Origin of the sequence: Streptomyces sp. NPDC048275, from assembly GCF_040652275.1 — a bacterium.
In the GTDB taxonomy this organism is placed as follows: domain Bacteria; phylum Actinomycetota; class Actinomycetes; order Streptomycetales; family Streptomycetaceae; genus Streptomyces.
This window is the reverse complement of record NZ_JBEZLR010000014.1, coordinates 24,435-49,983: the sequence shown is the minus strand read 5'-3', so window position 1 is coordinate 49,983 and position 25,549 is coordinate 24,435. Positions and strand designations below refer to the sequence as shown.

At 67.2% G+C, this 25,549-nt stretch carries 16 protein-coding genes and 1 pseudogene; 2 read left to right on the top strand and 15 right to left on the bottom strand.

Annotated elements, in window-relative coordinates; genetic code table 11:
* Position 1: 1 nt before the first annotated feature.
* The 14 genes and pseudogenes from AB0D57_RS11610 to AB0D57_RS11545 form a co-directional block, all read right to left on the bottom strand.
* Positions 2–175 (bottom strand): hypothetical protein, encoded by a 174-nt coding sequence (locus tag AB0D57_RS11610; RefSeq protein WP_362070486.1) that lies wholly within the window; start codon positions 173–175, stop codon positions 2–4.
* Positions 176–399: 224 nt separating this feature from the next.
* Positions 400–1,098, bottom strand: coding sequence for a DUF899 domain-containing protein (locus tag AB0D57_RS11605; RefSeq protein ID WP_362070484.1), 699 nt, complete (start codon positions 1,096–1,098; stop codon positions 400–402).
* Positions 1,099–1,203: 105 nt separating this feature from the next.
* Positions 1,204–2,577: an amidohydrolase gene (locus AB0D57_RS11600; protein ID WP_362070482.1), complete on the bottom strand. Its 1,374-nt coding sequence runs from the start codon at positions 2,575–2,577 to the stop codon at positions 1,204–1,206.
* 87 nt (positions 2,578–2,664) lie between these two features.
* Positions 2,665–4,542, bottom strand: a complete 1,878-nt coding sequence (locus AB0D57_RS11595; protein ID WP_362070480.1) for an FUSC family protein — start codon at positions 4,540–4,542, stop codon at positions 2,665–2,667.
* A 593-nt stretch (positions 4,543–5,135) separates the two neighbouring features.
* Positions 5,136–5,867, bottom strand: coding sequence for a hypothetical protein (locus tag AB0D57_RS11590; RefSeq protein ID WP_362070478.1), 732 nt, complete (start codon positions 5,865–5,867; stop codon positions 5,136–5,138).
* 41 nt (positions 5,868–5,908) lie between these two features.
* Positions 5,909–6,124, bottom strand: a pseudogene (locus AB0D57_RS11585) (nucleotidyltransferase domain-containing protein); the annotation flags it as partial.
* A gap of 101 nt (positions 6,125–6,225) precedes the next feature.
* Entirely contained in the window at positions 6,226–8,355 is a 2,130-nt protein-coding gene (locus AB0D57_RS11580) for a DEAD/DEAH box helicase (protein ID WP_362070476.1), read from the bottom strand.
* Complete coding sequence (brxD, locus tag AB0D57_RS11575; RefSeq protein WP_362070474.1) at positions 8,352–9,683, bottom strand: BREX system ATP-binding protein BrxD; 1,332 nt, start codon at positions 9,681–9,683, stop codon at positions 8,352–8,354. The genes AB0D57_RS11580 and brxD overlap by 4 nt, the downstream gene beginning before the upstream one ends.
* Positions 9,680–12,421 (bottom strand): BREX-2 system phosphatase PglZ, encoded by a 2,742-nt coding sequence (gene pglZ / locus AB0D57_RS11570; RefSeq protein WP_362070472.1) that lies wholly within the window; start codon positions 12,419–12,421, stop codon positions 9,680–9,682. The genes brxD and pglZ overlap by 4 nt, the downstream gene beginning before the upstream one ends.
* Positions 12,421–16,263 carry a PglY protein gene (locus AB0D57_RS11565; RefSeq protein ID WP_362070470.1) on the bottom strand — a complete coding sequence of 1,281 codons (3,843 nt, stop codon included), beginning with the start codon at positions 16,261–16,263 and terminating at the stop codon, positions 12,421–12,423. Before AB0D57_RS11565 ends, pglZ begins: the two co-directional genes overlap by 1 nt.
* Positions 16,264–16,399: 136 nt before the next feature.
* The gene (locus tag AB0D57_RS11560) at positions 16,400–17,695 is read right to left on the bottom strand and encodes a PIN domain-containing protein (protein ID WP_362070468.1); all 1,296 of its coding nucleotides are present in this window, start codon (positions 17,693–17,695) and stop codon (positions 16,400–16,402) included.
* Positions 17,696–17,953: 258 nt separating this feature from the next.
* Entirely contained in the window at positions 17,954–18,655 is a 702-nt protein-coding gene (locus tag AB0D57_RS11555; RefSeq protein WP_362070466.1) for a hypothetical protein, read from the bottom strand.
* The gene (locus AB0D57_RS11550; protein ID WP_362070464.1) at positions 18,652–19,791 is read right to left on the bottom strand and encodes an XRE family transcriptional regulator; all 1,140 of its coding nucleotides are present in this window, start codon (positions 19,789–19,791) and stop codon (positions 18,652–18,654) included. The genes AB0D57_RS11555 and AB0D57_RS11550 overlap by 4 nt, the downstream gene beginning before the upstream one ends.
* Positions 19,792–19,946: 155 nt before the next feature.
* Positions 19,947–20,456: an ATP-binding protein gene (locus AB0D57_RS11545; RefSeq protein WP_362070462.1), complete on the bottom strand. Its 510-nt coding sequence runs from the start codon at positions 20,454–20,456 to the stop codon at positions 19,947–19,949.
* Positions 20,457–20,642: 186 nt separating this feature from the next.
* On the opposite strand from AB0D57_RS11545, the gene AB0D57_RS11540 reads away from it, so the two are divergent.
* Positions 20,643–21,497, top strand: coding sequence for a helix-turn-helix transcriptional regulator (locus AB0D57_RS11540; protein WP_362070460.1), 855 nt, complete (start codon positions 20,643–20,645; stop codon positions 21,495–21,497).
* Positions 21,494–21,700 (top strand): DUF397 domain-containing protein, encoded by a 207-nt coding sequence (locus AB0D57_RS11535; RefSeq protein WP_362070458.1) that lies wholly within the window; start codon positions 21,494–21,496, stop codon positions 21,698–21,700. The genes AB0D57_RS11540 and AB0D57_RS11535 overlap by 4 nt, the downstream gene beginning before the upstream one ends.
* A gap of 84 nt (positions 21,701–21,784) precedes the next feature.
* Here the strand turns inward: AB0D57_RS11535 and pglX are convergent, their stop codons facing one another.
* Complete coding sequence (gene pglX / locus AB0D57_RS11530; RefSeq protein ID WP_362070456.1) at positions 21,785–25,510, bottom strand: BREX-2 system adenine-specific DNA-methyltransferase PglX; 3,726 nt, start codon at positions 25,508–25,510, stop codon at positions 21,785–21,787.
* Positions 25,511–25,549 lie beyond the last annotated feature (39 nt).

Sequence of the window (25,549 nt, the reverse complement as noted above, 5' to 3'; positions counted from 1 at the left end):
CTCACTCGACGAGTTCCCCGCCCCGCACGATCACCAAAAACGCGTCCGTGGCGAGGTCCATGACAACCTCCGCGGGCTGCCCCTCCAGGCGGCACGCCTGCGCGAACTCCTCGGCGGGCCACGATCCGCGCGGCCCACCGGCGGGAAAGCGCTCCAGCACCATTCGCCCGTTCACCCTGCACCTCCATGTAGCGCCGTACTCCAAAGAGTTAAACGCCGACATCGGGGTGAACGGATCGCCAAGTGACCGTACTGAGACGTAGTCAACACTCGTTCACTACCATGATGTGAGGGAAATCTCAGAGTTTCAGAGCCTCGGAGTCGCAGTCCACCGCCCTCAGTCCTCAGTCCTCAGTCCTCAGTCCTCAGTCCTCGTCCTCAGTCCTCAGTCCTCAGTCCTCAGTCCTCGTATTCGTCGTGGTACCGGATGCGCTCGCTCCCCGCCGGCGCCCCCAGCGCCGATGCGCGCCCCTGGGGCTCCTCCCACTCCTCCTGTCGGCCGAGTGCCGTGAGATCCAGCAGGGTGGTCGTGGAGCCGAGCCCGTCGAGGCCGCGTTCGTACGTCGAGTACGTGTGGAAGACCCGGTCCCGGTCCCACAGGAAGCAGCTGATCCCCGGCCGCTCGGAGGGCTCACCGCCGCCGGAATCACCCCTGAAGGACACCTGGAAGTCGTAGTTGAAGTCGTTCTCGTACGACGAGTACCAGGGTGCGGTCCACCCCATACGGGCCTTGAACGGCAGGATCTTCGTGTACGGCGCCCGGGACACGGCGGCGAACTCGGTGCCCCGCGCCCGCAGATGCGCGAGGTGCCCGATCTGGTCGAGGAACGCCGAGCAACTGCGGCAGCCCGCGTCCCACTCGGGCGCGAACATGAAGTGATAGACGACGAGTTGCTGCCGTCCTTCGAAGAGGTCGAGCAGCGTCGCCTTGCCGTCGCCGCCCTCGAACACGTACTTCTTGTCGATCTCGACCATCGGCAGCCGCCGCCGCTCCGCGCCCAGCGCGTCCCGCGCGCGCGTCGCTGCCTTCTCCTCGACCAGCAGTTTCTCGCGCGCGGCGCGCCACTCCTCGCGCGAGACGATCTGCGGAAGCGTCATGTGCCCCTCCTACGGAACGGTGCCTTCGTTGTGGTGACCGGGCGCGGGAGCGGAACTCATCGGCGGGACGGAGATTTTCTGGACTTGTTTCCGGTCAGGTCCGGATCAGGTGTCGTACTCCTGGATCCGCTTCCCATGGGTCCGGTCGACCAGGGCGGGCAGCCGCTCCCCCAACTCCCTTACGGTCGAGGGAAGATCCAACGTCAGCAGCGCACGGTCGCGCATCAGGACGCGCCCGTCGACGATCGTCGTCCGTACGTCCCCGGAGCGCGCGCAGTGCACGAGCGTGGCCGCGAGATCGTGCACGGGCTGGGTGTGCGGGCCGGTGAGGTCGACGAGGACGATGTCCGCCCGCCGCCCCGGCGCGAGGCTCCCGATCCGTTCACCGAGGCCGACGGCCCGAGCGCTCTGCAGCGTGGCGTGATGCAGCGCCTGCCGGGATGTCAGCGTCCTGGGATCGCCCTCGGCCGACTTCTGCACGAGCGAGGTGAGCGCCATCGACTCCCACACGTCGAGGGAGTTGTTCGACGCGGCGCCGTCCGTGGCGAGCCCGACGGGGATGCCGATCTCGCGCAGGGCGCGTACCGGGGTCGGGTCCCAGGCGAACTTCAGATAGCCGCGGGGTGCGGTCGCGACGGCGACAGGCCCGCCCGCGCCGGCCAGCACGGGCAGGTCGCGGTCGATGATGCCGGTGCCGTGCGCGATGAGCAGTCCGGCCTCATTGTCGAGGAGCCCGGCGTTCCGAAGGATCTCGATGGGTGTACGACCGTACCGGGCGAGGCTGTTGTCGGTCTGCTCGCGGTTCTCGGCCGCGTGCAGATGCACGGACAGACCGTGCTCGCGGGCGAGTTCGGCGGTCGCGGCGAGGTCGGCGGCGTCCACGGTGTACGGGGCGTGCGGGGCGAGGGCCGTGGTGATGCGGCCGTCGGCGGCGCCGTGGTGCCGCAGCGCGAACGCGAGGGACTTCTCCCGGCCTTCGACACCCTGCGACGAGAAGAACGCCTCGCCGAGGTGTGCCCGCAGCCCGCTTTCGATCGCCACGGCGGCGACCGTGTCCATCGAGAAATAGTGATCGGCGAAGCAGGTGACACCCCCGCGGATCATCTCGGCGCAGGCGAGCCGCGCTCCCAACTCCACATCCCGCTCGGTGAGGTTGGACTCGATGGGCCAGATGAAGTCGTTGAACCACTCCTCGACGGGCAGGTCCTCGGCGATTCCGCGCAGCGCGACCATCGGTGAGTGCGTATGGCAGTTGATCAGGCCGGGCATCGCCACCTGGCCGCGACCGTCGATGCGCTCGACGGCGTCCACCGCGCACGCCTCGCCTGTGACCGTCTCGATGACCCCGTCGCGTACGACGATCGAGGCGTCCTCGACGAACCCGATCTCCTCTTGATCGTCGTGCACGAGGGCGGTGCATCCGGTGATGATGAGATCAGCGGGGCCCGATGCGGACGGGCGCACGGCAGACGGCGTCATTGCGTCACCGTACGACGGGGCCGGGTCGCACCACGCACCGGTGTGGGTGCGGTGGGAGTCCTGATCTCCTGGGAGCCTTGACGGTTCTCAGCCCGCGAGCGGCAAGGCGGCCCTCTGCCCCTCCTTCACCACGAGTCCCGCCCGCTCGCGTCGCTCGGCCAGCTCGTCGAGGAGCTCGGCGATCCGCTCAGTGTGCTGGGGGGTGAGCCGCCCGGTGTCGTCGAGCTGCACGGCGCACGCGGTCGTCGTGTCCACGAGCCGTTCGAGGATGGCCACCACCTCGCCCGTACCCTCGGCGTGCCGTGCCAGGGCCGGGAGTTCGGCGGCGGCGAGGTCGATCGCCGCGCGGGCCTCGGCGAGCGCGCGATAGGCCTCACGGCGCAGGGCCCACCGGCGTGCCCGGTCGTCCGTCGTGCCGTCGCTCAGCACATGGGCGAGATATGCGTGCGCGGCCTCCGCGGCCCGTTCGAGCCGCGCCCGTACCCCTCCGCCGCGCTGCCCGAGCGCGGGCAGGTGCCCGACGAGCAGCACGATCGCGCAGGCCATCAGCGTCTCGCCGATCCGGCTCCAGGAGGCCTGCGGCTCTCCTTCCACCATCACGAGGGAGAGGACGAGCACGGTGACGACGGCGGTCTGCGCGGCGAAGTGCCGGGTGGCGACGGGGATCAGGGCGCCGCACAGCGCGACGAGGGCGACGAGCCCGGCGGGCCGGGGCAGCAGCGCCGCGAACCCGGCGAAGAGGACGGCGCCCAGAACCGTTCCCGCCGCCCGGCAGATCACCCGCGAGGCGAGCGGTCCGAGATCGGGCTTGACCAGGAAGACGGCGGTCGCGGGGAGCCAGTACCAGTGGGAGTGGTTCCCGTACCAGCGGGCGTGGTGCAGGGCCTGTGCCACGGCCACGGCGACGCCGAAGCAGAGGGCGACCCGGAGCCCGTACTCGCGTCCGCCGGAACCGAAGGCGGTGCGGACGACAGACGTGGCGGTACGACGCCGGGTGTGCAGCAGGTTGTCGTCGCTGCCCCGGTCGAAGGCGTCGGCCGCGTGGAGAAGCGCGTTGTCCAGGGAGCGAAGGGCTGGTGCGGAGCGGGCGGGCGCGGGCAGCGGCCCGGTGTGCGTACCGCTCCGTACGGCGAGAGCGAGCCGCCGTGGCCCTTCCGCGGCCCGCGCGGGCACCGTGTCCCCCGCCCAGGCGAGCGCGGTGGCGGCCTCGGCGAGCGGCAGCGCGGCGGCGTACTGCGCGTGCAACCGCCGCTCGGCGGCGGAGCTGGCGTACCGCCGCAGGCGGGGCCCGCCGAGCGCGTCCTGCGCGTGATCGAGCGCGGCGGTGAGGGCGACCCGGCGGCGGCTCGCGTCCGGCCCGCCGGCGGCTTCGAGCAGTGCGGCGACGGCGTCGTACACGGCACCGACGGCGTCCCGCTCCCCGTCGAACCGGTAGTCTCCTGCGGTGGCCCCGGGCGTAGGCAGCGCAAGCCGCAGAGCCAGCAACCACCCGGCGCCGCCGACGAAGAAGAGCGCCCGCTGCCAGCCCGGCTCGGGCAGCGGCATCCCGGCCCCGATGGCGGCGGCGACGAGGAGCTGGGTCCCGGCCCCGGACGCGACGGGCCCGATGGCGCTGACGGCGCCCGCGATCAACCCGAGCACGGTCAGCAGGGCGGTGAGCGTCACAGCCCCGACATGCTGACCGGCGTACGACCCGACGAGCAGGCCACCGGCCCCCGCCAGCGCGGGCACCCCCAGCCTCCGTACGGCGGCCCGTCGGCTCCCCGGCCGGTCGTTGATCCCGGCGAGCATGGCACCGAGGGCGGCGACGACGCCGATGGAGGTACGGCCGCACAGCACAGCCGCGAGCAGGAGCGGCCCGGCGGCCAGGGCACCTCGTACGACCGCGTTCCAGGGCACGGGGCCTCGCTGTGCGCGCAGGGCGTGGGCGAGCCAGGGCGGTACGGCGACACTGAGGCGGGACACGGGGCTCCTGTCGGGCGAGGGCGGGTGCCTTCGGGCGACGTCGGCCGGGCTGTTGTCGTACCTACGGTAGATCGGGTTGCTGGAGAGAAGGGGACGCGGACATTTCCACGACGTGACAGTTCGCGGGGATGCCGCGTTCTTTATGAACGCAATCGTCATCGCGAGCGGGATGCCGGTGGCGGCGTCGGTGGCGGGGAGCGGGTCCGAGGGCGTAGCCGGCCCCCGGACCCTGTGATGCCACCCATGTCACAAGCCGGCACGCTTGAGGACCCAGGTCAGTCGTCATGTCGCCGCGTCCTGCCTTTGGACCACCGCACATCGAGCTGTGCGGGCTGGACTTGAACCAGCATTTCGACGTCCCGGGGCCCGGGCCCGGTCGATCCGGCGATCGGCGGCGAATACTGAATCTGGAGCAATAGTCTGAGATTGATCGCGGTCTGCCTCTGCCGATTGGGCTACCGCGGCAGGGCTGAGTGCCGCGGGGAGGACTCGAACCTCCACTGGAACCGCGCAGTCACGACAAGCCTCAGTTTCAGCTTGCGCTCCTCGCGCACCCCGGCCGTGGTACGTGGTGGCCGGGGAGTTCGTGAAGGCTACCCGAACAGATAGCCGAAGACGGAGTCACCGACGCGCTGATCGGCAACATCCACGCCGTTGGCCTCCTCGCGGGCGAACTTGACGGCCTGCTGCAACTTCTCCACCCGATCGAGCAGTTCGTTCACGCGCCGCGCGGGCAGAGCACCGGAGAACTTCACCGTCGTCCAGTATCCGACCGGGATGTCCTCGTAATACACCTCGACCTGAGCCGGATGCTTGTCGGTGGCCTCGGCCTTGACGTGGTTCCGCGGCACCTTCTTGGTCCGCAGCGTCCTGACCGGCTCGGTCTTCCACGCGTCCGTAGACGGATCCTGCACCCACGACTCGGAGGCGTCGAGAACGGGCAACTTCCGCACGAAGGTGTTGAGATCGGTGAGCTGCTTCTCCAGGAACAGCAAATACGACACCGGCACATCGGCGACGAGCACCCGCCCGTCCACCTTCACATCGGCCCGCGCCGTGCAGTTCGCCCAGTCCTTGGTGGCGGTCACATCAAACAGCCGCGTGAGCGTCCCCGCGGTCTCCCGCAACACACTCTCGGCCTGCACCTGCACCCGCGTCGACTCGGGCGGCAACTGCTCACCCTCCTCGTCCTTCGGCTGATACGTCCGCGAGATACCGGCCAGCAACGCGGGCTTCTGCAGCCCATGATGAGCAGCCGTCAGGTCCTGGTGGGACTTGGACTTGATGCCCTTCTCCACTGCGATGATCTGATTGAGTTTCGCCACGTCGGTGACGGTAGCAGTGGCAACGGGGGCTTTTCGAAGGGTTATTCGGCGCCGGATTCCTTGGCCCTGGCAACCGCATGGTCCAGGACCTCCCCGGCCCACCCGAGAACCTGCACAAGCCCTTCCGGTTCACTCACACAGCCGCGCACAACTTCGTCGAGCCCTCTCAACCCGGCCCGCTCCAGCAGCCTCTTCTCATTCGTCACCCACTCCCCACGCGCCGCCAGCACCGCATGACCGGCCTGCATGGCGGCGGTTCCCCTCTCCCACGAGAAGAAGGCCCGATCCGATCCCGCACCGTAGCCAACGGAAATTATTCAGTCCGTGACGCATGCCCGCGCTTCTGGCCACACTCCCCTCAGCTGCTTTCAGCCACGAACCTCACGGGCTCCCTCAGGACAGCCTGAGCGCCTTCCAAGTCTGCGAATCGCGCGGCAAGAGTGGCCTGGGCCAGCCGTGGTGGAAGAGCCTCGGCGAACTTGAGCCCCTTCACCGCCCGTTCATCGACTTCGGGCAGGCAGAGCTGCTGCGGCGCATCCGCGACGATCTGCTTCCATGCATGAGGCCTGACGTCCTCCCGCATTCGGATCCACCAGTCGTTGACACGCTGAACCGGCGAGGCTGCGGAGCCGAGAGACGCGGCGAGCGTGGCATTGGCACGGTGTCCTGCCCAAGTCCACCACCGCAGATATCCCCCAGAACCGCGAGTGATGAGCGTCCCGCCCGGATGCACCTCCTCCAGAAAGAGGTCCCTTGCTTCGGCCAAAGCCGCAACAGCACGCTTGGTGAGGGTGACATCGGGGTCTTGCCCCAGAAGCACATCACGTGCAGCTCGAGTCAGTTCGAAGGAGGTGACGCCCTCGAAGCCGAACCCGCTCCACTTGGCTTTGCCACCACCGTCGATCGGTTCCACGAAACACCGTTTGCGCTGCCAGTCGATGTACGTGACCAGCCAACTCCTACCCGCGAGGAGAAGCTTGCGAGGCCCATCGATCTTCTCCGTGAGCAGATCCGGGTCGGTCCTGCCAATTTCCGTACGCCCCTGCATCACGGTGAACTGAGGCGGCGCTGTGAAGACAGCGGTCAGTCCCATGAAGTGCCGGTGGCCGAAGCGACGTTCAGCTTCCGGCCCGATGAAGAGCATCCCGCCGTCACGGTCCAGGAACCCCTCACTCACCAGGTGTCGGACAATCGGCTCGGCTGCCGGGCCGAAGGGACCGAATCCGCTCCACCATTCCTGCCAGAGTCGATCACCCACCCGGTTTTCCTGCAGACAGAGAGCGATGAGCTGCTGCGCCACGATATGCCGTGGCTCGGGCGGAGCCACCACCGGCTCGACCCAGCCCTGCGACCACTTCAGCAACAGAGCCGCCGCGGATACCAGACCGTCCAAACTCAGCGCTAGGAAAAGGCAGTTACGGCTGGCCCCCGATCTGCGCCCCGTTCGACCCAAGCGCTGCAGAAAGGACGCCACGGTGGCAGGTGCGTCGAGCTGGATGACACGGTCCAAGTCACCCACATCGATCCCGAGTTCCAGCGTGCTGGTGGAGACGATGACGCAGTCGCGGGCCTCAGCAAACGCTTCCTCCGCTCGCCGCCGCTCATCGACGGACAGCGAGGCGTGCGAGAGGAATGTCGTCACGCCCTTCAGCCGCAGCTTTTCGCCCAGTTCTTCCACCAGACGGCGCGACTCGCAGAAGACGAGTCGCTTCTCGCCCTGGTGGAGTGCCGCGATGACAGTCGCCGCGTTCTCGACGGACCCCACATAGTCGAGCTGGATGTCGGATGGCGGGTGTGGGGCGGGGTGTGCTTCCGTGCCAGGTTCGTCGAGGTGCGGAGCAACGACCCTCGCCGGCCGTTTCCCGGCCGCCGCCCCCTGTAGCCACGTCAGGAGCTCGGCCGGGTTTCCGACCGTCGCGGAGAGCCCGACACGCTGCACGGGCCGTCCCACAACCTTCTGCAGCCGTTCGAGGACGGCCAGTAGGTGCCAGCCTCGGTCATCTCCCGCGAATGCATGGACCTCGTCGACGACGATGGCCCGCAGCCCTGCGAAAAAGGCACGGTGATCGACATTGGCACTGACCAGCATGGCCTCCAGCGATTCTGGAGTGGTCAGCAGAATGTCCGGCCGGTCGGCCAGGATCCGCTTGCGTCCCGAGGCGGTCACGTCGCCGTGCCAGAGTGCTGCGGTGCGGCCGAGCCATCCGCTGTAGGTCTCAAGTCGTGGCAGCAGGTTGTTGAGCAGCGCCTTCAGGGGACACACGTACAGCAGGGAGGTGCCTGTCCACTGTTCGGCGGTCATCCTCGACAACAGAGGGAAGCCGGCCGCCTCAGTCTTGCCACCTGCTGTCGGAGCCAGCAGCACGGCGTCCTCACCCGCCATGACCGGCCCGATGGCCTCCTCCTGCAAAGGGCGCAGTCCACGCCAGCCAAGAGAGTTGACGATGTGATGGGCAAGGACCGGATCGAGGTCGTCGATACCGCTCACGGAAGTTCCAACTCCACGTCGTCCGCGTTCGACGCAGCCGCGTTGCGTTCCACCTCGTTCAACTCCGCGCTGGAAACAGTGAGCGCGTAGTGCCGACGTGGGTCGAAGTCCTCGAACTCGTCGACCCGGTCGAGCACGTCCGCGACGAGTTTGCGCAGGAAGAGACGTGGCGCGACGCCGACCTTGCCGCCCAGCCCGCCGGTCACGGCTGTGGCCAGTTCGGCGATATAGGCATCGTCCACCGAGGCTGCGATTCGCTCCGGATGGCGGGCGGCTCCCGCATACAAGTCACGTACGTTCCGGCCGAGTTCACCGAGTCTGACCAGGTCGAAGCCGGCCAGCCTGAGCTGAACGGCACGCGGTGAGTCGAAGCGCGGATCGGTGGTGAAGTCGGTCGCGAGACGCTGAGCGAGTGGTGCCAGCCGCTGTGCCCCCTGCTGCCCGTCGTAGAAGGCGGGCGTCCCCGTGATGACCAGGAACAGTCCGGGAAAGCGACCTGCGTCGATCTCGTCGAGCAGCTGGCGCAGCGCGTTGAGCCCCTTCTCGCGCACGTCACCCCGTACCCGCTGCAGTGTTTCGATCTCATCGAGAACCACAAGCAGTCCAGGATGGCCGCAGTCCCGCAGCACGGTGAGCAACCCCTGCAGGAATCCGAGCGCGGCAAAGTGATCCAGGTCGCCGCGGACACCGGCTGCCCGACGCGCGGAAGCCGCCACCGATTTCTGTCCACCGAGCCAAGCGATGAGCGCCTCCGCCGTGGCCGCGTCTCCGGACGCACGCGCGTGGCGGTATCCGCGCAGGGCCGCCGCGAACGCGGGCGTGGTCCGTGCCACATCTGCCAGCCGCTGCTCCATGAGTGCGTCAACGGCTTCGGCCAGTGCCTTCTCGTCATCGTCGGCGATGTCGCCCGCGTCGAGGATCTCCTCCTCCAGCGTGTAGAACCACGAGTCCACGACGGCACGCAAGGCGCTGGGCTGGTGGGTGGCGGTGGCCAGCCGCTCCGTGAGCCTTCGGTAGACGGTTTCCAGCCGGTGCAATGGCGTTTCGGTCTCGGAGACCTGTACTTCCGTTGTCGCGAGCCCGGCGCGCTTGGCGCGTTCGGCGAGCCAGCGGGCGAAGAAGGTCTTGCCGGATCCGTACTCGCCCCGGATGGCGTGGAACGCGGCGCCGCCGCCCGCAACCGTGGCGATGTCGTCGTCCAGTGCTCCGGTGAACCGGTCGAGTCCGACCGCGAACAGGTCGAGCCCCGCCTGCGGCACCGTGCCGCGCCGCAGGGCGTCCACCACCTCGCGACGCCGCGCCGCACTGATTTCGGGCAGACCGGTCACGGCTCCTCCGTTCCGAACTGCTCTTTCAGGAGAGGCACGTTCAGCTCTACGGTCCGACCCGCCTCCACGAGGTTGATCACTCCGTAGCCTTCGACGTTGAGCAACCGCTGGACGACAGTGACGAAGATTTCCGCGTTCCGCTGCGACCTGCCGGTCGCCCCGGCGGCCGCGGCGGCGACCGCGTCCGGCGTGAGTTTGCCACCGGCCGCGGCAAGCGCGTCGATGACGGCCGCGACCGCTTTGGCATCGGGCGGGCGGCGGACGAATGCCTTCTGCGCCCGGTAGCGGTCGGACCCTACAACCCGCCCGCCCAGCGTCCGGGCCGGCGCGTCGGGGGCCACCGCAGCCTCCGCGAACAGCCCCTCTCCGTCTTGAGTCGGGGTACGTCGACGCGTCTTGCGCGCAGGCTCGGCCTCAGGCTCTTCGACAGGAATCCGCGGCTCGGCCCGCGTGTGCCACCACGTCGGCACGACACGCTCGCTGGGCAGCACCGTCCAGTTGGCCGGCTTCAAATCCTGCGACGGCACCAGCACGATGACGGGCACCGTCACCTCGGCAGGCGACGCGCCACCGTGATAGCCGGCCTTGCGTGGCGTGTAGCGGATGTCCTCGCGCCACGGCGCCACGATGGTGCCGCCCCCTTCCAGCACGCGCGGCCCGCTCAGTTCGACCTCGCCCTCGCCCGGTTCGCCGGTGCGCCATCTGGCCCGCTTCGCTCCCGGCACGTTCACCGGCCCCTGGCCCTGCGGCGAGCGGTCGAGCACATGGCCGTGGTCGGAGACGAGGATGACCGGTCGGCCGTAACCACGGGCCGCGTTGAGCAGATCCAGCAGGTGGCTGATGTCCCTGAGCCGCCAGTTGGTGCGCTCGCCTTCCTGCCCGTGGTCCAGCGCGTCGTCGATGGTGTTCAGTACGACGCCGACCACGTCCTCGCCCGCGAGTGCCGCGAGCAGTTCAGGAGCCAGGCGATGGCCCTCGACACCGCCGATCTGCCCTTTGTGGAAGAGCAGGCCGACGCGACGGTGCCGCTGCCAGAAGGCTGTGAATCCAGCGCTTTCCACTGCTTGTCCACCCGGGGTGGGCTCCCCGGTGAGCAGCGCGCTCCGGCTGACGGTGGTGACCGAGGGAAGCATGGACACTGCGGCCTGCCGCCGCGGCGCAGCACCCCCCTCCGGCCTGGGCACGATCTCCGTCCACACACGCCGGTCGATCTCGTCGCTCAGCTGCGCCGCAACTGCCGCGCTCATCCCGTCCAGGACCAGAACGAGCGGTGGTGCCTGCGCGGCGACGGGAACGGCGAGCTTCGCCAGTACGTCCTCGATGAGCAACGCGCCTCCAGGGGCCGCTGACATCGCCGTACGAGTCCAGGCGGCGAGGCGCGTGCCGAATTGCTCATCCAGTTCGCCACGTCGCTCACGCGCCACCGTGATCAGTCGGTGGTAGGCCTGCCCCACCACCGGGTCTCCTATGGGGTCCCCCGCGGAGAGCACGGTCAACGCCCGGTCCACCCAACCCCACTGGGCCACCTGCTCGCTGACCGCTTGCGCGACCGACTCCACAACGGGAGTCGGCTCGCTCAGCCACCGCACCACACGCACGGCCATGCGCGCGGCGTCGCAGCTCTCCGGATGCAGACGCGCGAGCTGGTGCGCGAGAACCTGACCGAGTGCCGTCTCCGCGGCCTGGGCCGAGGTGTCCAGCGCCGCGGCAAGATCCCGAAGCCGGGTCCGCATGCCCGACGGCAGGAGCGGGTCGGCGCGCAGTGCCTGAGTCAGGCCCGCACCGGCAGCGAGCTCGTCGGCCCGGTCGAGCACCGCGTAGACCCGCTGCCGCGCTTCGGCACCCTGTGCGCTGTTGCTTTCCGCTTCGGCGATCCAGCGGGCGAGAGTGCCGGTGACGGCGTCGGTGAAGGGCGGCAGGTCGTCGGGCGAGCGCAGAGTGGATCCGAAGAGGCCGCCCAGCGCGAAGGTGGCGCCTGCCGGGGCTTCGGGGGCACTGAGTACGGATCCCAGCACGCCGAGTGCCATCGCGTCCTGGCCGCGCCCGTCGGCGACGAGTGCCAGCAGGGTGGGCGCGGCAGCTCCGACCGCTTCGGTGAGCCATCCGGTGAGGCCCTTGCGCTCCGCACCTGGCAGCTCGACGAACCGCGCCGGGCCCGCCGTCGTACGCGACCAGCCGAGAAGTGCGTCGGCGTCCAGGTCCAGGGGACCATGACCGGCAGCGGACGGAATCCCGAGACGTTCCCCGACGAGCGCCCGCACAGCGGCATCCCGGGTGAGCACGGCCCCGCTGCGGGGCCAGCCTTCCACCGGTTCGGCCTCCAGCAGCGCGTCGAGCAGCCATGTCTCCCGGAACATGCGCGGGTCGAGGTCGGTGGCGCCGAAGAGCTGTTTGACGATTTCCGCCCGGTCGACGCCCAGGCTCCGGCGCCCGACCGCGTGAGCTCGTACGTCCCATCCGAGCTGTGCCACGGATACCCCGCTCGTGATCACGAGCACCCGGTCGTCGTCCTTCTCCACGAGGTGTCGCTGCCAGGCGTCGACGATGCCCAGCACCGAGTCCTCGTCACTGACGTGCACACGCCGCTGCACACCGTCGACCCGCGTCGTGAAGTCCCTCGGGGAGCCGTCGTCGTAGCGTGCGTTGACGAGGAGCAGTCGGCGATCCCTGGCCCGGCGCAGCTCGGTGTCGAGGAGGGCTTCGATGATTCGCCGGTTGGCGAGCGGCCGTAGAGCCATCAGTGCTCGGCCTGCTCGCCGGCCGCGTTGACGTCGTCGTCCGCGGGCACGGCACGCCAGGTGACCTCCACGGTCATGCCCGGATGATTCGCGGAGTAGGCGAGGATGTCGTCCCACAAGCTGTTCAGCTTGTTCTCGAGATGCGTCGGCTCCAGTTGTACGGAGCGGACCTGCACGGTGGGAGAACTGACTCCGCCACCGGGTGAGGACTGCTGCGACGGGACGGCAGGATCCCTGTGCTCCGTCCGCGAGACGTCGTTCGCCGTGGTGGGTGTCGGTGCCACCGGCGGGGTCACCGGCTCCGCCACCTGAGCGAGCCTGGCGGCATCCCTGGCCAGAGCGACGGCCTTGTTCCGGATGCCGTCCAGGACGGGCACAAGGGAGCGCTCGAACTCGCTGTCCATGGCCGTCCGCGTAATTTCCTCGAGGAGCCGGTCCGCCCGTTCCCCGATGCCGTCCTGGCGCCCGGCGAACTCCTGAACCGTCTCGAGCATCTCCCAGTCGGCTCCGTCGAGGGCCTTCAGCACCGCCGGCGCGGAGCTGATCGCGGTGGCGAGTACCTCGTCGCTCGTCGCGTACGACACCGCGGCGAATTCCCGCACGAGACCGGTCGCGTCCCGATGACGCCCGAGCCGGGCCAACAGGTCCGCGGCATCCTTCGCGGAGGCCATGCGCGAACTCGAAGTCTGGTCGATTCCCAGGGCGGCGGCATGCCTCACGAGCGAACTACGCAAGGCATTGACCGGCTGCTCCAGGGCATCGATCTTGTCCCGTACACCCGTATAGAGCTTGGTGACGTTCCTCGCGAAGAGCGTGGGCTGCACCGCGAGGCCGAAGATCTTCGCCGTCCGCTCGCGGGCGGTCGCATACTCCTCGTCGCTCGGCAGTTCCTGGGCGCGCAGCCCGTAGCCGGCGCCGATGCGCTCCAGCTCGGGCGGCTGCGGCACCGGGCTGCCGTGGTAGGTCCACGCGCGGTCGTCGAGCAGCGCGTAGGTGGCGATGATCAGGTTGCTGATGCTCTTGTCGAGTCCGGTCCAGCCGAGGTCCTTGGCGATCCACTCGCGGATCTCCTCGACCGACAGGTCCTGCTCACCGGGCCGGTGCTGGTGGGCGGACTGGTTGATCCTGGCCCGCCAGTCGTTGCGCAGCACGAGCGGACCGTCGTGGACCTGGCCGAGTTCCAACGGCTCGACGATCTTCTTGACGGTCTTGAGGTGGTGGCTGTCGACCTCGACGCGTCGGCCACCGTCGTCCATGGCCCTGGTGATCCAGGTGAGGGCGGTCTTCAGTTCCGGCAGGGTCACCGGCTTGCGGTCCCCGGCCTTGTCGAAGTCCGGGTGCCGGGGATACAGGGCGGTGAAGACGCCGTCGGCGAGATGGAGCATGTTGTCTCGGAACGACTTGGCGCCCTGCAGTTGCGGCCTGCCGTACTCGGGCAGTAGCGACAGGACGTGCACTCCGCCGTCGACGTCGACGGAGACGCTGCTCTCCTCCGCTTTGGCGATGCCGTACAGCTGGGCGAGCGTGGCGGTCAGCTGTGAGGTCAGCGTGTCCCGTTGGGCTGCCAGCTGGTGCCGGACGCGTGCCCGGTCGTCGGAGGCGAGATGCCCCGCGTAGTCGTCGAGGCGGTCACGCTCCAGCAGATAGTTGATCTTGATGAGACGGCCGAGCTGAGCATGCTTCTGCTCGGAGAAGAACGAGGGCAGCCACACCAGAGTCGGGGCCATGAGCCCGTCCGCCCGCAGCTCGTCGACCCGTCGAGCGTCGTCGCTGGGCCAGTGCTGACCGTCGTCGAAGGGATAGTCCACGATGAAGCGGACCCTCCCGTCCACGCCCGGTCGGAACTGCTCGGCGGACAACTGCACGGTGTCCCGTACGTTCTCGAAGACGAACTCGGCGGTGCGCCGCGTCCCCTGCCAGACGATCTCGTGCTCGCACACGAAGGCGCCGGTGTCCTTGAGCCCCAGTGCCTTCCACAGCTGGTCCCGGACCCAGATCCGCCGGGTACCGGTGCGGTCCTCGTCGGCGACCATGTCGAGCAGCGGCTCGATGTCGAGGTCGGACAGGTGCAGCGTGAAGACGGGGTCCTGGTCGCCGTCGGCCCGGATCTCGCCGAACTCGGCCTGCAGTTCCCGCAGCCGGTTGACGACCATGGATCCCGGGGCCACCGTCCTGGAGCGGATCGACCCGTGGTTGAGGGCCGCGAGGCGTGTGCCGGTGAGCCGCTTGAGCGCGGGCACGTCGGGGGCAAGGGCGGCGAGCAGCAGGGTCTTGACGAAGCGCTCGTCGGCGATGAACTTCTCGTTGTCCTCGGACCCGTACTTCTCGAGCAGATGCGTCCGCACCTTGGCGTGGAAGGTGTGCGCCGCCTCGGCCTCGCTCCGCAGCCGATCGGTGAACGCCTCACCCGTGCCGTCCGACAGGACGTCCCACAGATCGCCGAGCGGGATCAACTGCCCGAGCTGGAAGTCGGCACGGCGCCGCCGCAGCATCTCCTGAAGCAGCTTCAGACCGGTCCGCTCGCGCTGCAGCGCGCCGGACAGCGCCACCAGCACGTTCAGCAGTGCGGGCGACAGCGGGTACACGTCACGGAAATCGGTCCAGTCCGCGTGCGTGGCGCCATTGGCGTCCAGCAGTACGTCCTTGACCTGGGCGTTGGTCGATTCGATCGAGGCGAACGCACCGTCCAGGGCGGCCCGCGCCTCGGCGTTCTTCGGCTTGAGGATGCGCTCCTTGATGATCTCCGGAAGGTTGCGGTCCTCCAGGCTGACCACGTCGAAGCGCCCGGCGAGGTACTCGACCTGCTGCTCCAGGTTCTTCACGTCGGCGCCCACCACGTCCGCGCCGACGAGCTGCGAGAGATCGCGCTGGCGGGAGATGAAGGACACGATCGGCAGTGGCCGCGCGCTGTCCCCGGACTCGATCAGCTTGACGAGTTTGCTGACCTCCGAATTGACCTTCTCCCGGTTCGACATGTGGGCCTGCAGCCACAGGATCAGTTCGTCGAGGAAGAGCACGATGCCGTCGTAGCCGAGCGACTTCGCGTGCCTGCTGATGACGGCGAGCCCGTTCTCCAGGGGCAGGAACGCCTGCGCGTCGCCGCGGGCGCCTTCCGCGTACGAGGACATGGGTCCCGTCAGGAGAGCGGAGACGAGCCCGTCGCGCAGCGCGTCTCCGGCGGGCGCGGCGAAGGCTCGGTCCAGCTCCCCTGCCGTCCAGCTGCTGCCGGACCCGTCGATCACGTCAAGATCGTCAAGGTCCTCGCCCGTGCTCCCACTGCCCGCCCCGGCACCCGGCAGGAGTTTCACGAACGCCTCGTCCCCGATGCTCGCCCGAAGGTTCGCGGCGTCCGCGAGCATCGCGTCGGCTCGGTAGACGGGCGGCGTAGCGGCCCCGGGGTGCAGTCGCCGCACCGCGGCGACATACCCGCCGAGCAGGGCGGAGTCCAGATCCGTGGAGCCGACGAGGTGGTACGGCACCATGAGGAACCGCTTGCCCCGCAGCCAGTCGTCGTGCTCGGCGATGACTTCCTGGAGCCGCGGCTTCGCGCGCGCTGCCGGCTCATTGTTAAGAACAGCGTGCAGCACGGTCAGGAAGTGGCTCTTACCGGAGCCGAACGATCCGTGCAGATACGCGGCATGCGAATTCCCGCTGCGGACAGCGGCTCGCACGAGTCCGAGGGCCTTGCCGAACGCCTGCTTGAGCTGGTCGGTGACCACATACTCCGCGACGCGGGCTTCCGTTTCGGTGAAGCCGCCTGTCAGCTCCACCTTGAAGTCGCCGGCGTGGACGTCTTCCTTGATGTCGATGACATCGCGCAGGAAGAGATCGGTCGTGGACATCAGCAGCTCTCGTTCCCTCAGGTCGGCGGTTCACCTATCCCGCGCAGCACGCACGTCCCCCCAATCTTGCCAGCTCGCGGCCGGTGCCGACCTGCGCATTCGAACATCGTCTCCGCCGACCGGCGGGTACCGCTGACTACTGTCCGCCGTCGTGGTCCTCCCCCTTCGGGCCTTCGCCGTCGCTCTCCGGCCCGTCCTTCTGGGACTCCGGCCACAGGGGCCCGCCCTCGAAGCTCTCGCGCAGCAGCGGGACCGCCTCGTCCGGGATGCGGAAGCCCGTTGCCCATGACGGTTCGCTGAGCGAGCCGTAGATGGTGTGCAGCAAGAAGGGCTCCTCGCCCGTCAGCACACCCTGGTCCTCCAGCTCCCTGGCCACGGTGCTGACCGGCCGGGTGAACCCCTTCAGCTGTCGGTCGCCTGGATACCCGGCGAGTTCGTAGACCGTCGCGCGGTCCACGAATCCCCCGTTCGCCGCGGCGTTGATGATCACCTTGGCCTGCGCCTGGTACCGCGACCTCAGCTCACGGATGAAGTACCCGAGCGATTCCTCCGTCCAGCCGACCTCGGGGGCCTCTTCCGCACGGTCTGCACCGCGCAGCTGTTCCAGATCGTTGACGGAGTCCTTGTCGACCTGCAGGCCTTCGAGCAACTCCTCGGCACGGGTGAGCAGTTCGGCAGGGGTGAGCATATAGAGACGGGTACCCGCGTGCTCTCTCAGCTCGACGATCAGCTCGGCCCTGGGCCGTGCCGGAATGTCCCCGTCGCGGGTGTGCCACCAGTCCTTCTTGACGTCCCCGGTCACGAGGAGCACATCACACGCGCGGTTCTTGGCCTCCGTCAGCAGCTCCACCCAGAGCAGATAGTCGCCGGCGGCCTGCTCGGGCGGCTTGTTCTTGAAGTCCTCGTATCCGGGCGGCGTTTCCTCGGCCGCACGCTCCTGAGCTTCCTGGACCGCCTTGTCATGATCAGCCGGGGACAGCGGATCACCGATGCGCCCCTGGAGAAGCGGCTCCAGCTCGGTCAGGACAGGATCGGTGTGCGTCTCGGCGGTTCCCGCGAGAGCATCCCGCTGCGACTGCCCGTCGATGGTGTCCCGCAGCCCGTCCAGCGCCTCGGCGAGCGCCTTCAGTCCTTCGTCGATCCGCTCGGTGACCTCTTCGCCGTCCTTGAGGCGTACGTCCTTCACCCACCGCTCGACGGCGTCCTGTGCGGACCGCCGCGCCCGGTCGAGGGCGGTGGAGGTCTCTTTCGCCTTGGTGCTGTGATGGTGGCGCACGGACTTCGACTCGCGGTTGCGCCAGAACTCGGTCAGCACCTGATGGGGCACCCACAGCCGGTCGCGCAGTTTGCTGAGAACGGCGAGGGTGTCGCGGCGGGTGCGCTCGTTGGACCGGTAGAGATTGAGCAGCACGTTGGTGTCGAGGACGACCATGCCTGACTGGAAAACCTGTTCGTAGTCTGCGGCAAGGGGGCTGCGGTGCGCTCCGTCGCAGTCGAAAATTCCACGTCCCGTGCGCTCAGGCTCCGACTGGCCGCCGTTCGGCCCAGCATCCGACATACGTGTTCTGCTCCCCCTGGCCGTTCCCCGTCACTCACCGGGATGGGGGGCATTTTCTCAGCTCACGCGCCTCGGACGAGAGTCGAGTCTCAGCCAACCCTTGTTGCGCATTCGTATCGTTGGCGCTTTGTCTCAGCACGCTGATTCGAGGTCCCGAAGAGAAAGCGCGGCTCGGAAGGGGCCATTGAGCCCCCTGTGACGATCGTGATGCCAGCGGCGAGAGTGGCGACCCATCAACCCTTTATCGTCGTGCGGAATTTCGGCCACCGGAGAACAGAGAATGATCAATTTCGGTCTAGAGTAAGAGATCATCAGCACGCTTCGAGACACGGTATGACGTCCTGCGGCCACCATGCGGCCGAGGAGGTCATGACCGTCGGTGGCACTGACCAACCCGTCGACGACAGCCTCGTTCATGAGGTCGAAGGTCTCCTTCGAGGTGATGCCCCGCCGCCGCGCGTACGAGCCGGCCGACCGGTCGTCGGTGATCCACACCGAATCGCGGAACTCTGGGCGCCTGGTGATCAGTACGCAGGTCTCGGCCTCACCGAGGTGTTTGGTCGGCGCCGACGCGACACCACCGAAGACCGCTCGCCGCACACGGTCGACCGCGGCGATTTCCTCGACGTCCGTGATGGCGATCGGCTCGCCGAGCATGCCGACGGACACGATGTCCCGTAATCGAGGGAGGTATTGAGCGGATTGCTCAGCTTCGTGAGCTACGGCCTCGGTCCAGCGGCCGCGCCCGTCGAGCACTTTCTCCAGCAGTGGCAGGCGGTCGACGGCCGCGAAGTTGCACAGGACGGTGTTGTCCGGGAACCAGCAGATTCTCATGGCTGGAAGATCAGGTCCCCTTCTTCCACTTCACTGCCGGCAAGCTCCGGAGTGTTGGGCTCGGCCGGGTCGAGAAGGTTGTGCAGTTGGTCCACGTCCATGCCCAGCAGGGCGGCGAGGGGCCGGAGCGTGGTCTCTCCGTCGGCGTAGCACTTGTAGAGAGCGGCCACGAGGCGTACCGGGAATCGCTCAGCCGCGGCCCAAGCGAGCTGCCTCTGAAAGGCATCCGTCGCGGCGGCCAGCAGGTGGCAGATCTCGGTAGTGAAACCCCGGTAGTGGAGCGCCGACTTCGTGTCGATCAGCCGGAGTTGACGCAACCGTGCGCTCAGCGCGCTGGGCGAGACCTTGAATGCGACGACCAGCTCGGAGAACGCCTCGTCGGTGAGCCTGCCGTGCTGGTCGGCCACCTGCCGGAACTGGTCGCGGACTTCGGGCGCGGGCATCAGCAGGTTGGCGGCGAAGACGTTGGCCCGCACCTCGGTCAGGTCCTTCTGTCGCCCCGGCGCGACATGCGACTCGACGACGAGGTCCTGGGCGTCTCGGGCCAGGATGTGGCCGAGTTCGTGCGCCAGGGTGAACCTCTGCCGGGTCCAGGTCTCCGTGGGACCGATGAGAACGAGCCGGAATGTGTCTGTCTGCCAAGTGAGCCCTTCGACAGTGTCGGGAAGGCGCGTGACCGCGACGTCCACGCCGAACGTCTGCGTACAGGCCGTGATCAGCACATCGGTCTCCAGGCCGGCCACGGTCCGAGGACCGTCGGCCGCCGTGAGGACGCCGACGGCGTCCTGCGCGAGCTGCTTCCCCTGGTCCACGTAACGCTTCAGGTCGGAGCGCACGGAGGGCATCGGCGGCAGCTTCGGCAACCTCCCCAACAGCTCCAGCACCTCGTACGCCGCCGTGAACCGGTCCGCTGCATCGCTGACGCGGCCCCGCCGGGGAGCCGCTCCGGCAGTGGTCCGAGCCGCGAACGACGGCCGCAGCGGATCGCGCCCCGTGAGCAGCCAGTCCACCGTCCTGCCGCCCGCCTCGGCGATCAGCGCCAGATCGAGCGACGTGAAGCGGCGCACCCCGGCCAGCGACTTGGACAGCTTGTCGGGCGTGAGCCCCACCTTCTCGGCGAACGCAGCCTGACTCATCGAGGCCGCCTCTATAACTCTGCGTACACGATCGATCACGGATTCAGACATACACCCACCGTAACCGCGTATTGCGAAAATCGCAACGCATTGGCCAGAGCATCAGTGTCTGCGACGGCGGACACCAGGACGTACACAGCGACCAGCGCTTCCACTCACGCCTGCACAGCGGGCTCTTCGGTTGGTGGCGCCGGTGGCGTGCCTGCTGAGCCTGCGCCGAGTACCGCCCAAACACACTTGCCCGGGGCGGCGGCGCGGGACATCACGCCCCAGCGATCGGCGAGGTGGGCCACCAGGAGGAGACCTCGGCCGGCCTCGGCGTCGGCGGGCGGCGGGGCCGGAGAGTCCGAGGCGGGACAGCGGTCGCCACGCGTATCGCTCACCTCGATGCGCAGTGCGGACGGCGTGGCCGCGAGCCGCAGGTGGAAGTCACGGCCGGGAACGTGGCCATGACGGACGGCGCTGGCGGCGAGCTCGGCGGCGATGAGAGTGAGGCTCGCGTTCGCATCGGAGTCGTACGGGTAGCCCCACTCGTCGAGGCGGTGCGAGACGAGACGACGGGCGAGTCGTGCACCGCGTGGGGTGGATGTGAAACGCATGGCGAACTCGCGTGCGAGCGCGGGTTGTTGTGGCATATGCCCGTTGGGTGGAGTTGCTTGCTTCATGGCACTGACGGTCTCGGCATCTGCGTAGCGTTGACCAGGAGTGACGCGCTGACCGCTGTGAGTTGTACGCGGCGGTGGCCTGCTTGTACGCGACTTGGGGCGTGACCGGCTTCGGGTGCGTCGCGTTTGGCGGGCACGGGAGTGCGGGGTGGTGCGGGTCTGGCTGCGGTACGGGAGGTGGCGGGCGTGGAGGAGCGGGAGCCGGCGGAGTCGGGGGCGGGCGCCGGGGCGCCGGAGTACGAGTTCGGGGCGGGGGTTCTGTACGTGTTCGGGCGGCAGTTGAAGCTGTTCCGAGCACGGGCGGGGCTGGAGCGGGCGGAGTTCGGGGCGCTGACGGGGTACTCGGCGTCGACGATCGCCTCGTTCGAGCAGGGCCGACGGATTGCTCCGCCAAAGTTCATCGACAAGGCCGATGAAGTGCTCGATGCGGGTGGGGTGTTGAAGGCGGGGAAGGAGGAGGTGGCTCGGGCTCAGTATCCGGCGTTCTTCAGGGATGCGGCTCGGTTGGAGGCGGAGGCGGTAGCACTCCACGTGTACGCGACGAAGGCGGTACCCGGCCTCTTACAGACCGAGGAGTACGCGCGGGCAGTGTTCACGATGTGGCGGCCACTACTCGACGAGGAGACAGTCGGGCAGCGTGTTGCAGCTCGCTTGGCCCGCCAAGAGATCTTCTCTCGCACTCCATTGCCGACGATCAGCTTCGTCATCGAGGAGTTCGTGCTGCTGCGACCGCTGGGCGGGAGAGCTGCGATGAGGGGACAGCTGGAACAGATCCTGCTGCACGGCCATCGACGCAACGTCGAAATCCAGATGATGCCGATCGCCCGAGAGGAGCATGCTGGGCTGGAAGGCCCCTTCACCTTGATCGAGACGAAGGAAGGACAGAGGATCGCCTACGTGGAGGCGTACAAGGACAGCCGTCTCTACTCGGATCGGACGTCGGTACGGGAGATCGAGGAGCAGTACGGGATTCTCCGAGCACAGGCGCTCACTCCACGCGAATCGCTGGCCCTCATCGAGAAGTTGCTGGGAGAAGCATGAACGTCGAAGAGCCCCGTCAGGCTGCGCCCACGTTGGCCTGGTTCAAGAGCAGTTACAGCACCGGCTCGGGTGGCGAGTGCGTCGAGGTCGCTGCTTGCCCCGGCTCCACGTATGTCCGCGACTCGAAGGACAAGGCAGGCCCGGTTCTATCCTTCACCCATGGCAGATGGACCGCTTTTATAGAGTTCGCAACGCAGAACTGACCCACACGCTCGTTGGCGGCCCGCCGCCGGAAGCGATCCGGTGGCGGGGCGCCATCTTGGTGGTACGAGCCTGCACGTGAGACGTCAGTCAGCCTTCTTCGCGCGGCCACGCGTCTTCTTCTCTGGACGCCAAGCCTTCAGGTCGTCGGCCGAGAGCCCGTGCTTGGCACACTGCTCGTCGAGGTACGCCTGGTACTCCTCGGCAGGCGTCCCATCCCACTCTTCGTCGTACTCACCGTGCCACTGGTGAACCCACGGCATGAGTTCCTGCACACCGGCGAGAAGCGGTGCGATGCGTGAGGTGCCCCAAGCGGCTTGCTCGGTACGGTCGTTGATGACGTTGACCAGCGCCTGAACCTGGTCCTTGTGATCCCAACCGGCCCAGCCGAGCAGGAGGGTGGGGTCGGAGTCCGGCGACGCATCCGGGTAGGAGATGAAGCGCTCCTTGGAGACGTCCAGCTTACCTCGGTGCGACCAGTAGGAAGTCTTGAGGAAATCGACGGAGGCGTACTTCGGTGGCACAGGGATGTCGAGCCGCTTCCCGGCCTTGTCTTCCTCACGCTGAAGATCCCACACGTACTCCCACTGCTCGCGCTTGCGTAGGCCGGAGTCCCTGTAACGCAGGGCAGCGAGGTAGGGGACGTGCTCGGTGGCGATGATGTCGGTCAACACGGTCGCGAGGGTCGCGTCTCGCTTACCGAGGTGATCGGCGGCATACAACTCGGAAACAGCTAGCACTTCGACGTCCTGCCGGAGAGTATCGGCGAGTTGGGAAACAGTGAGGGCGCGGGGCTGCCGCATGCCATCACGCAAGCCGAACCAGAGGTTCTCGTCCTCGCATCGATCGAGAAGCCAGGTTCGGAGGGCTTCCTTCTCCTTATTCTCCCAAGGGTTGGAGGCCCAGCGACGCTTACACTCAGGGCGCTCGATGAGAGCGATGTCTTGACGAGAATTGATGATGTCGATCCGAGCCCGAACTACCGCTTTGTAGGCTTCGGGCCAGCAAGCGGGGATCTCGGTGACGGGGGTAGAGCCATGCCTCTCGAACCAGGCTGTTTCAGCCTCTCCAGCGGCCATCTTCCGCGCCAGCACGATCTCGAATGCGCGCTCTCCAAGGGAAACTTCAGGCACGTCGTCCCAGCTCGCCAAGGTGGTACGCGCGACGTCGCCTTCCGACAGCAGGTTGTACGCGCCATACACAGTCCAGTCGAGCTCCTCTTGGAACGCGATCATTCTGGCGCGGACGCGAATAGACTCAGCACGGGTCTCGTCGAGCCGCAACCGCGTGGGCAATGCTGCTGCAGAAATCACAGCAGGCTCACGATCGGTCAACTCCGCCGCGAGAGAATCGAGCAACTTGCCGAGCTCCAGCGGAAGCACCTGGGGAAGCGGGAACTCTTGTAGCCTGTTTCCGGTAAACTCGTATCGATGTTCCCAAAGTTCATCAGAAATCCCACCGCCAATCCCGCCATTCCCCTTAGATTGACTCACCTGCTTCATCATGAAGCACGCTGCCGATGAGTTCAGCACCCCCAGAATACCCGACAGAGTTTCATCCTCAACCCCCTCAGCAACTGCCACTGCAGGCATATGCTGCGTCGTGATAATTCCAGCGTAGTTGAGGGCTACGTGATTATGCGTGGCAACCTTTGCCATCACAACAGTGCGTCGCGCTCCGGCTCGTGACTGCGTCCACCGATACCAAGACCACCACGGTGTTCCTGAGGCGAAGCGTGTTTTCCCTGAGAAGTCAGCCAGCGCACCTAGCGGCTGCTTCACTGTCCAAAGATTCCTAGCCCAAGCACTCTTCCAATCGAGATCAACGATTGTACCGTTCGACGAATATGGAGCAATAGCGACCCTTGCAGGAGCGATGGTCCAGTCCCTGAGCTCATCCCCCACAGCAACTGAGCGAATCATTTCGCTCTCAGTGCCAAAACGCTGATGCCAACGCGGATCATGATAGAAAGCATCATCCGCTCCTGAGAATCCAGCAAAACCAGCGTGCGCTCCACAATAGGACTCCACCGTTCGCGATGCGGAGTTCTGGATGGCCTTGAACAGATCCTCGGAACCGCCCCCGCTCAGACTCCACGGGTAGAAGGCGAAAGAGCTGCGTTCCCTGTCGCTGCAAGTCACCCAATCCGATGCGCTCCCGGGGCGTTCCACCTGCCCAATAATTGCCGACCACACCAGCCCGACAGCCGGATCCTCAGGCTGCGACGGTTCCCCCCGAACTCCAAGAACTGCCCGAATCGGATCCGCTTGCACAGCGACCCGATTCCGCCCCGCCAAAATCACTGTCGGCGTTCCGTGCCCAGGAATGTACGCGCCGGACGTATCGATGACATGACTCAGCTCAACGCCCGCAAAGCTCGCCTTCCTCTGCGTCTTCGGGTCTTTGTACTCCACTCCTCCGCCAAAGAAAGACTCGATCAGCGCCTTGCCAAACTCCCTCTTCATAAAAGAGTTCGCCGTGATCTGCCCCGTGAACCCAGCCTTGCGGTCAGACCCCGATCCACGCACCGCCAACTCGAAGATTCGCTGAGCAAAAGGAACAGACAACGCATACTTCCCCGAACACGCAAAGTACGCCTTGCGGTAATTATCGTTCTCCTGCTTATCCTTGACGGTGATGTAGGGAGGATTCCCGACCACAACATGGTACGTCCCCCGCCCCAACAGATCCACTCGCTCGGAGAACTCCCATACATCCTCCGTCCGGTAAGCGAACGCCTTTTCCTCATCCCGGAACAGCGTGTCCAGCGTCTCCGTAACCGATTCCGCCCCCCGTCCATGCAGCAGCGAATCCCCCACCGCCACATTGATAGGAAACGCCGGAGCCGCTACCAACCGCCGCTCCCCACAAGCTTTAAGCGCAGCAACAAGCAACCGGAAGCGGGCAATGGCCACCGCGAACGGATTTTTGTCGCACCCATGGACAGACTCCAACGCACGCCGCACCAGCTCCCAATCCCCCGTTCCCGGCTCAGCCGCCCGCCACTTCGCCAACAACCGGTCGAACATCCCCAGCAGGAAGTGCCCCGATCCGCACGCCGGGTCAATGCACCGCAGCCCCCGCACGATGGTGTCCGCCCCCCGCCGCCCGCTCGGCTTATGCTTCCACTCAGGATCGAGTCCGAACTCCTCGACTGCAGGCTCCAGCGTCAAATCAAGGATGAACTCCTCGACGAACTCCGGCGTCTGCAACAGCGCATACGCCTTCCGAGCGTGCTCACTCAGGTCCTGGTACAGGTCACCGAGGAACCGCGTATCCAGCTCCTCATCCGTGAAGTCGTACCGAATCTCGGCATCGGCGTCCCGCTCCCGCCAGAACGCCAGCAGTCGAGTCGCAGCCTCATAGGAGGGATCCAGCTCCCACAGCGGATTGTGAGCCCGGTCGAACAACCCGGCCACCGCCTCATGCGCCCCAGCCAGCGCCTCGAACCCCGCAACCAGCCAATCCCGGTCATTCAGCTCAGGCCGCTCCCGAAAGAACGCCGCCTGCCTATCCTCCGCGTCAGCAAGTCGCTCCCCCGGCCCAGCAATGTACGGATCCTCGACAAGCCCGTTGTCCTCACAGAACCGCACAAACACCGTCGCCAGAACCCAGGCAGCCGCAACCTGGATAACCCGCTCATCGCGCCACGCCCCATACGTCGCCGCCGTACGGCTCCCCTCCCGCGCCGCCGCATACTCCCGCTCAAGATCCACGCGGAACTCATCCACGGACTCCGTCCGCTCCCGCAGGTCGTCCTCCAGCGCGGTGACCTGCTTCCGCAGATCCTTCAGCAGTGCGGCCTTGTCCACCGGGGAGTCCTACCTTCGCTCAGTCGCGTCGTTCCATCG

What these genes read in the sequence shown, in the direction of transcription:
- AB0D57_RS11600 (WP_362070482.1), bottom strand. Translation starts at nt 2,577, where the DNA reads ATGACGCCGTCTGCCGTGCGCCCGTCCGCATCGGGCCCCGCTGATCTC.
- AB0D57_RS11560 (WP_362070468.1), bottom strand. Translation starts at nt 17,695, where the DNA reads ATGGTCGTCCTCGACACCAACGTGCTGCTCAATCTCTACCGGTCCAAC.
- AB0D57_RS11555 (WP_362070466.1), bottom strand. Translation starts at nt 18,655, where the DNA reads ATGAGAATCTGCTGGTTCCCGGACAACACCGTCCTGTGCAACTTCGCG.
- AB0D57_RS11550 (WP_362070464.1), bottom strand. Translation starts at nt 19,791, where the DNA reads ATGAGTCAGGCTGCGTTCGCCGAGAAGGTGGGGCTCACGCCCGACAAG.
- AB0D57_RS11565 (WP_362070470.1), bottom strand. Translation starts at nt 16,263, where the DNA reads ATGTCCACGACCGATCTCTTCCTGCGCGATGTCATCGACATCAAGGAA.
- AB0D57_RS11535 (WP_362070458.1), top strand. Translation starts at nt 21,494, where the DNA reads ATGAACGTCGAAGAGCCCCGTCAGGCTGCGCCCACGTTGGCCTGGTTC.
- AB0D57_RS11545 (WP_362070462.1), bottom strand. Translation starts at nt 20,456, where the DNA reads ATGAAGCAAGCAACTCCACCCAACGGGCATATGCCACAACAACCCGCG.
- pglZ (WP_362070472.1), bottom strand. Translation starts at nt 12,421, where the DNA reads ATGGCTCTACGGCCGCTCGCCAACCGGCGAATCATCGAAGCCCTCCTC.
- AB0D57_RS11605 (WP_362070484.1), bottom strand. Translation starts at nt 1,098, where the DNA reads ATGACGCTTCCGCAGATCGTCTCGCGCGAGGAGTGGCGCGCCGCGCGC.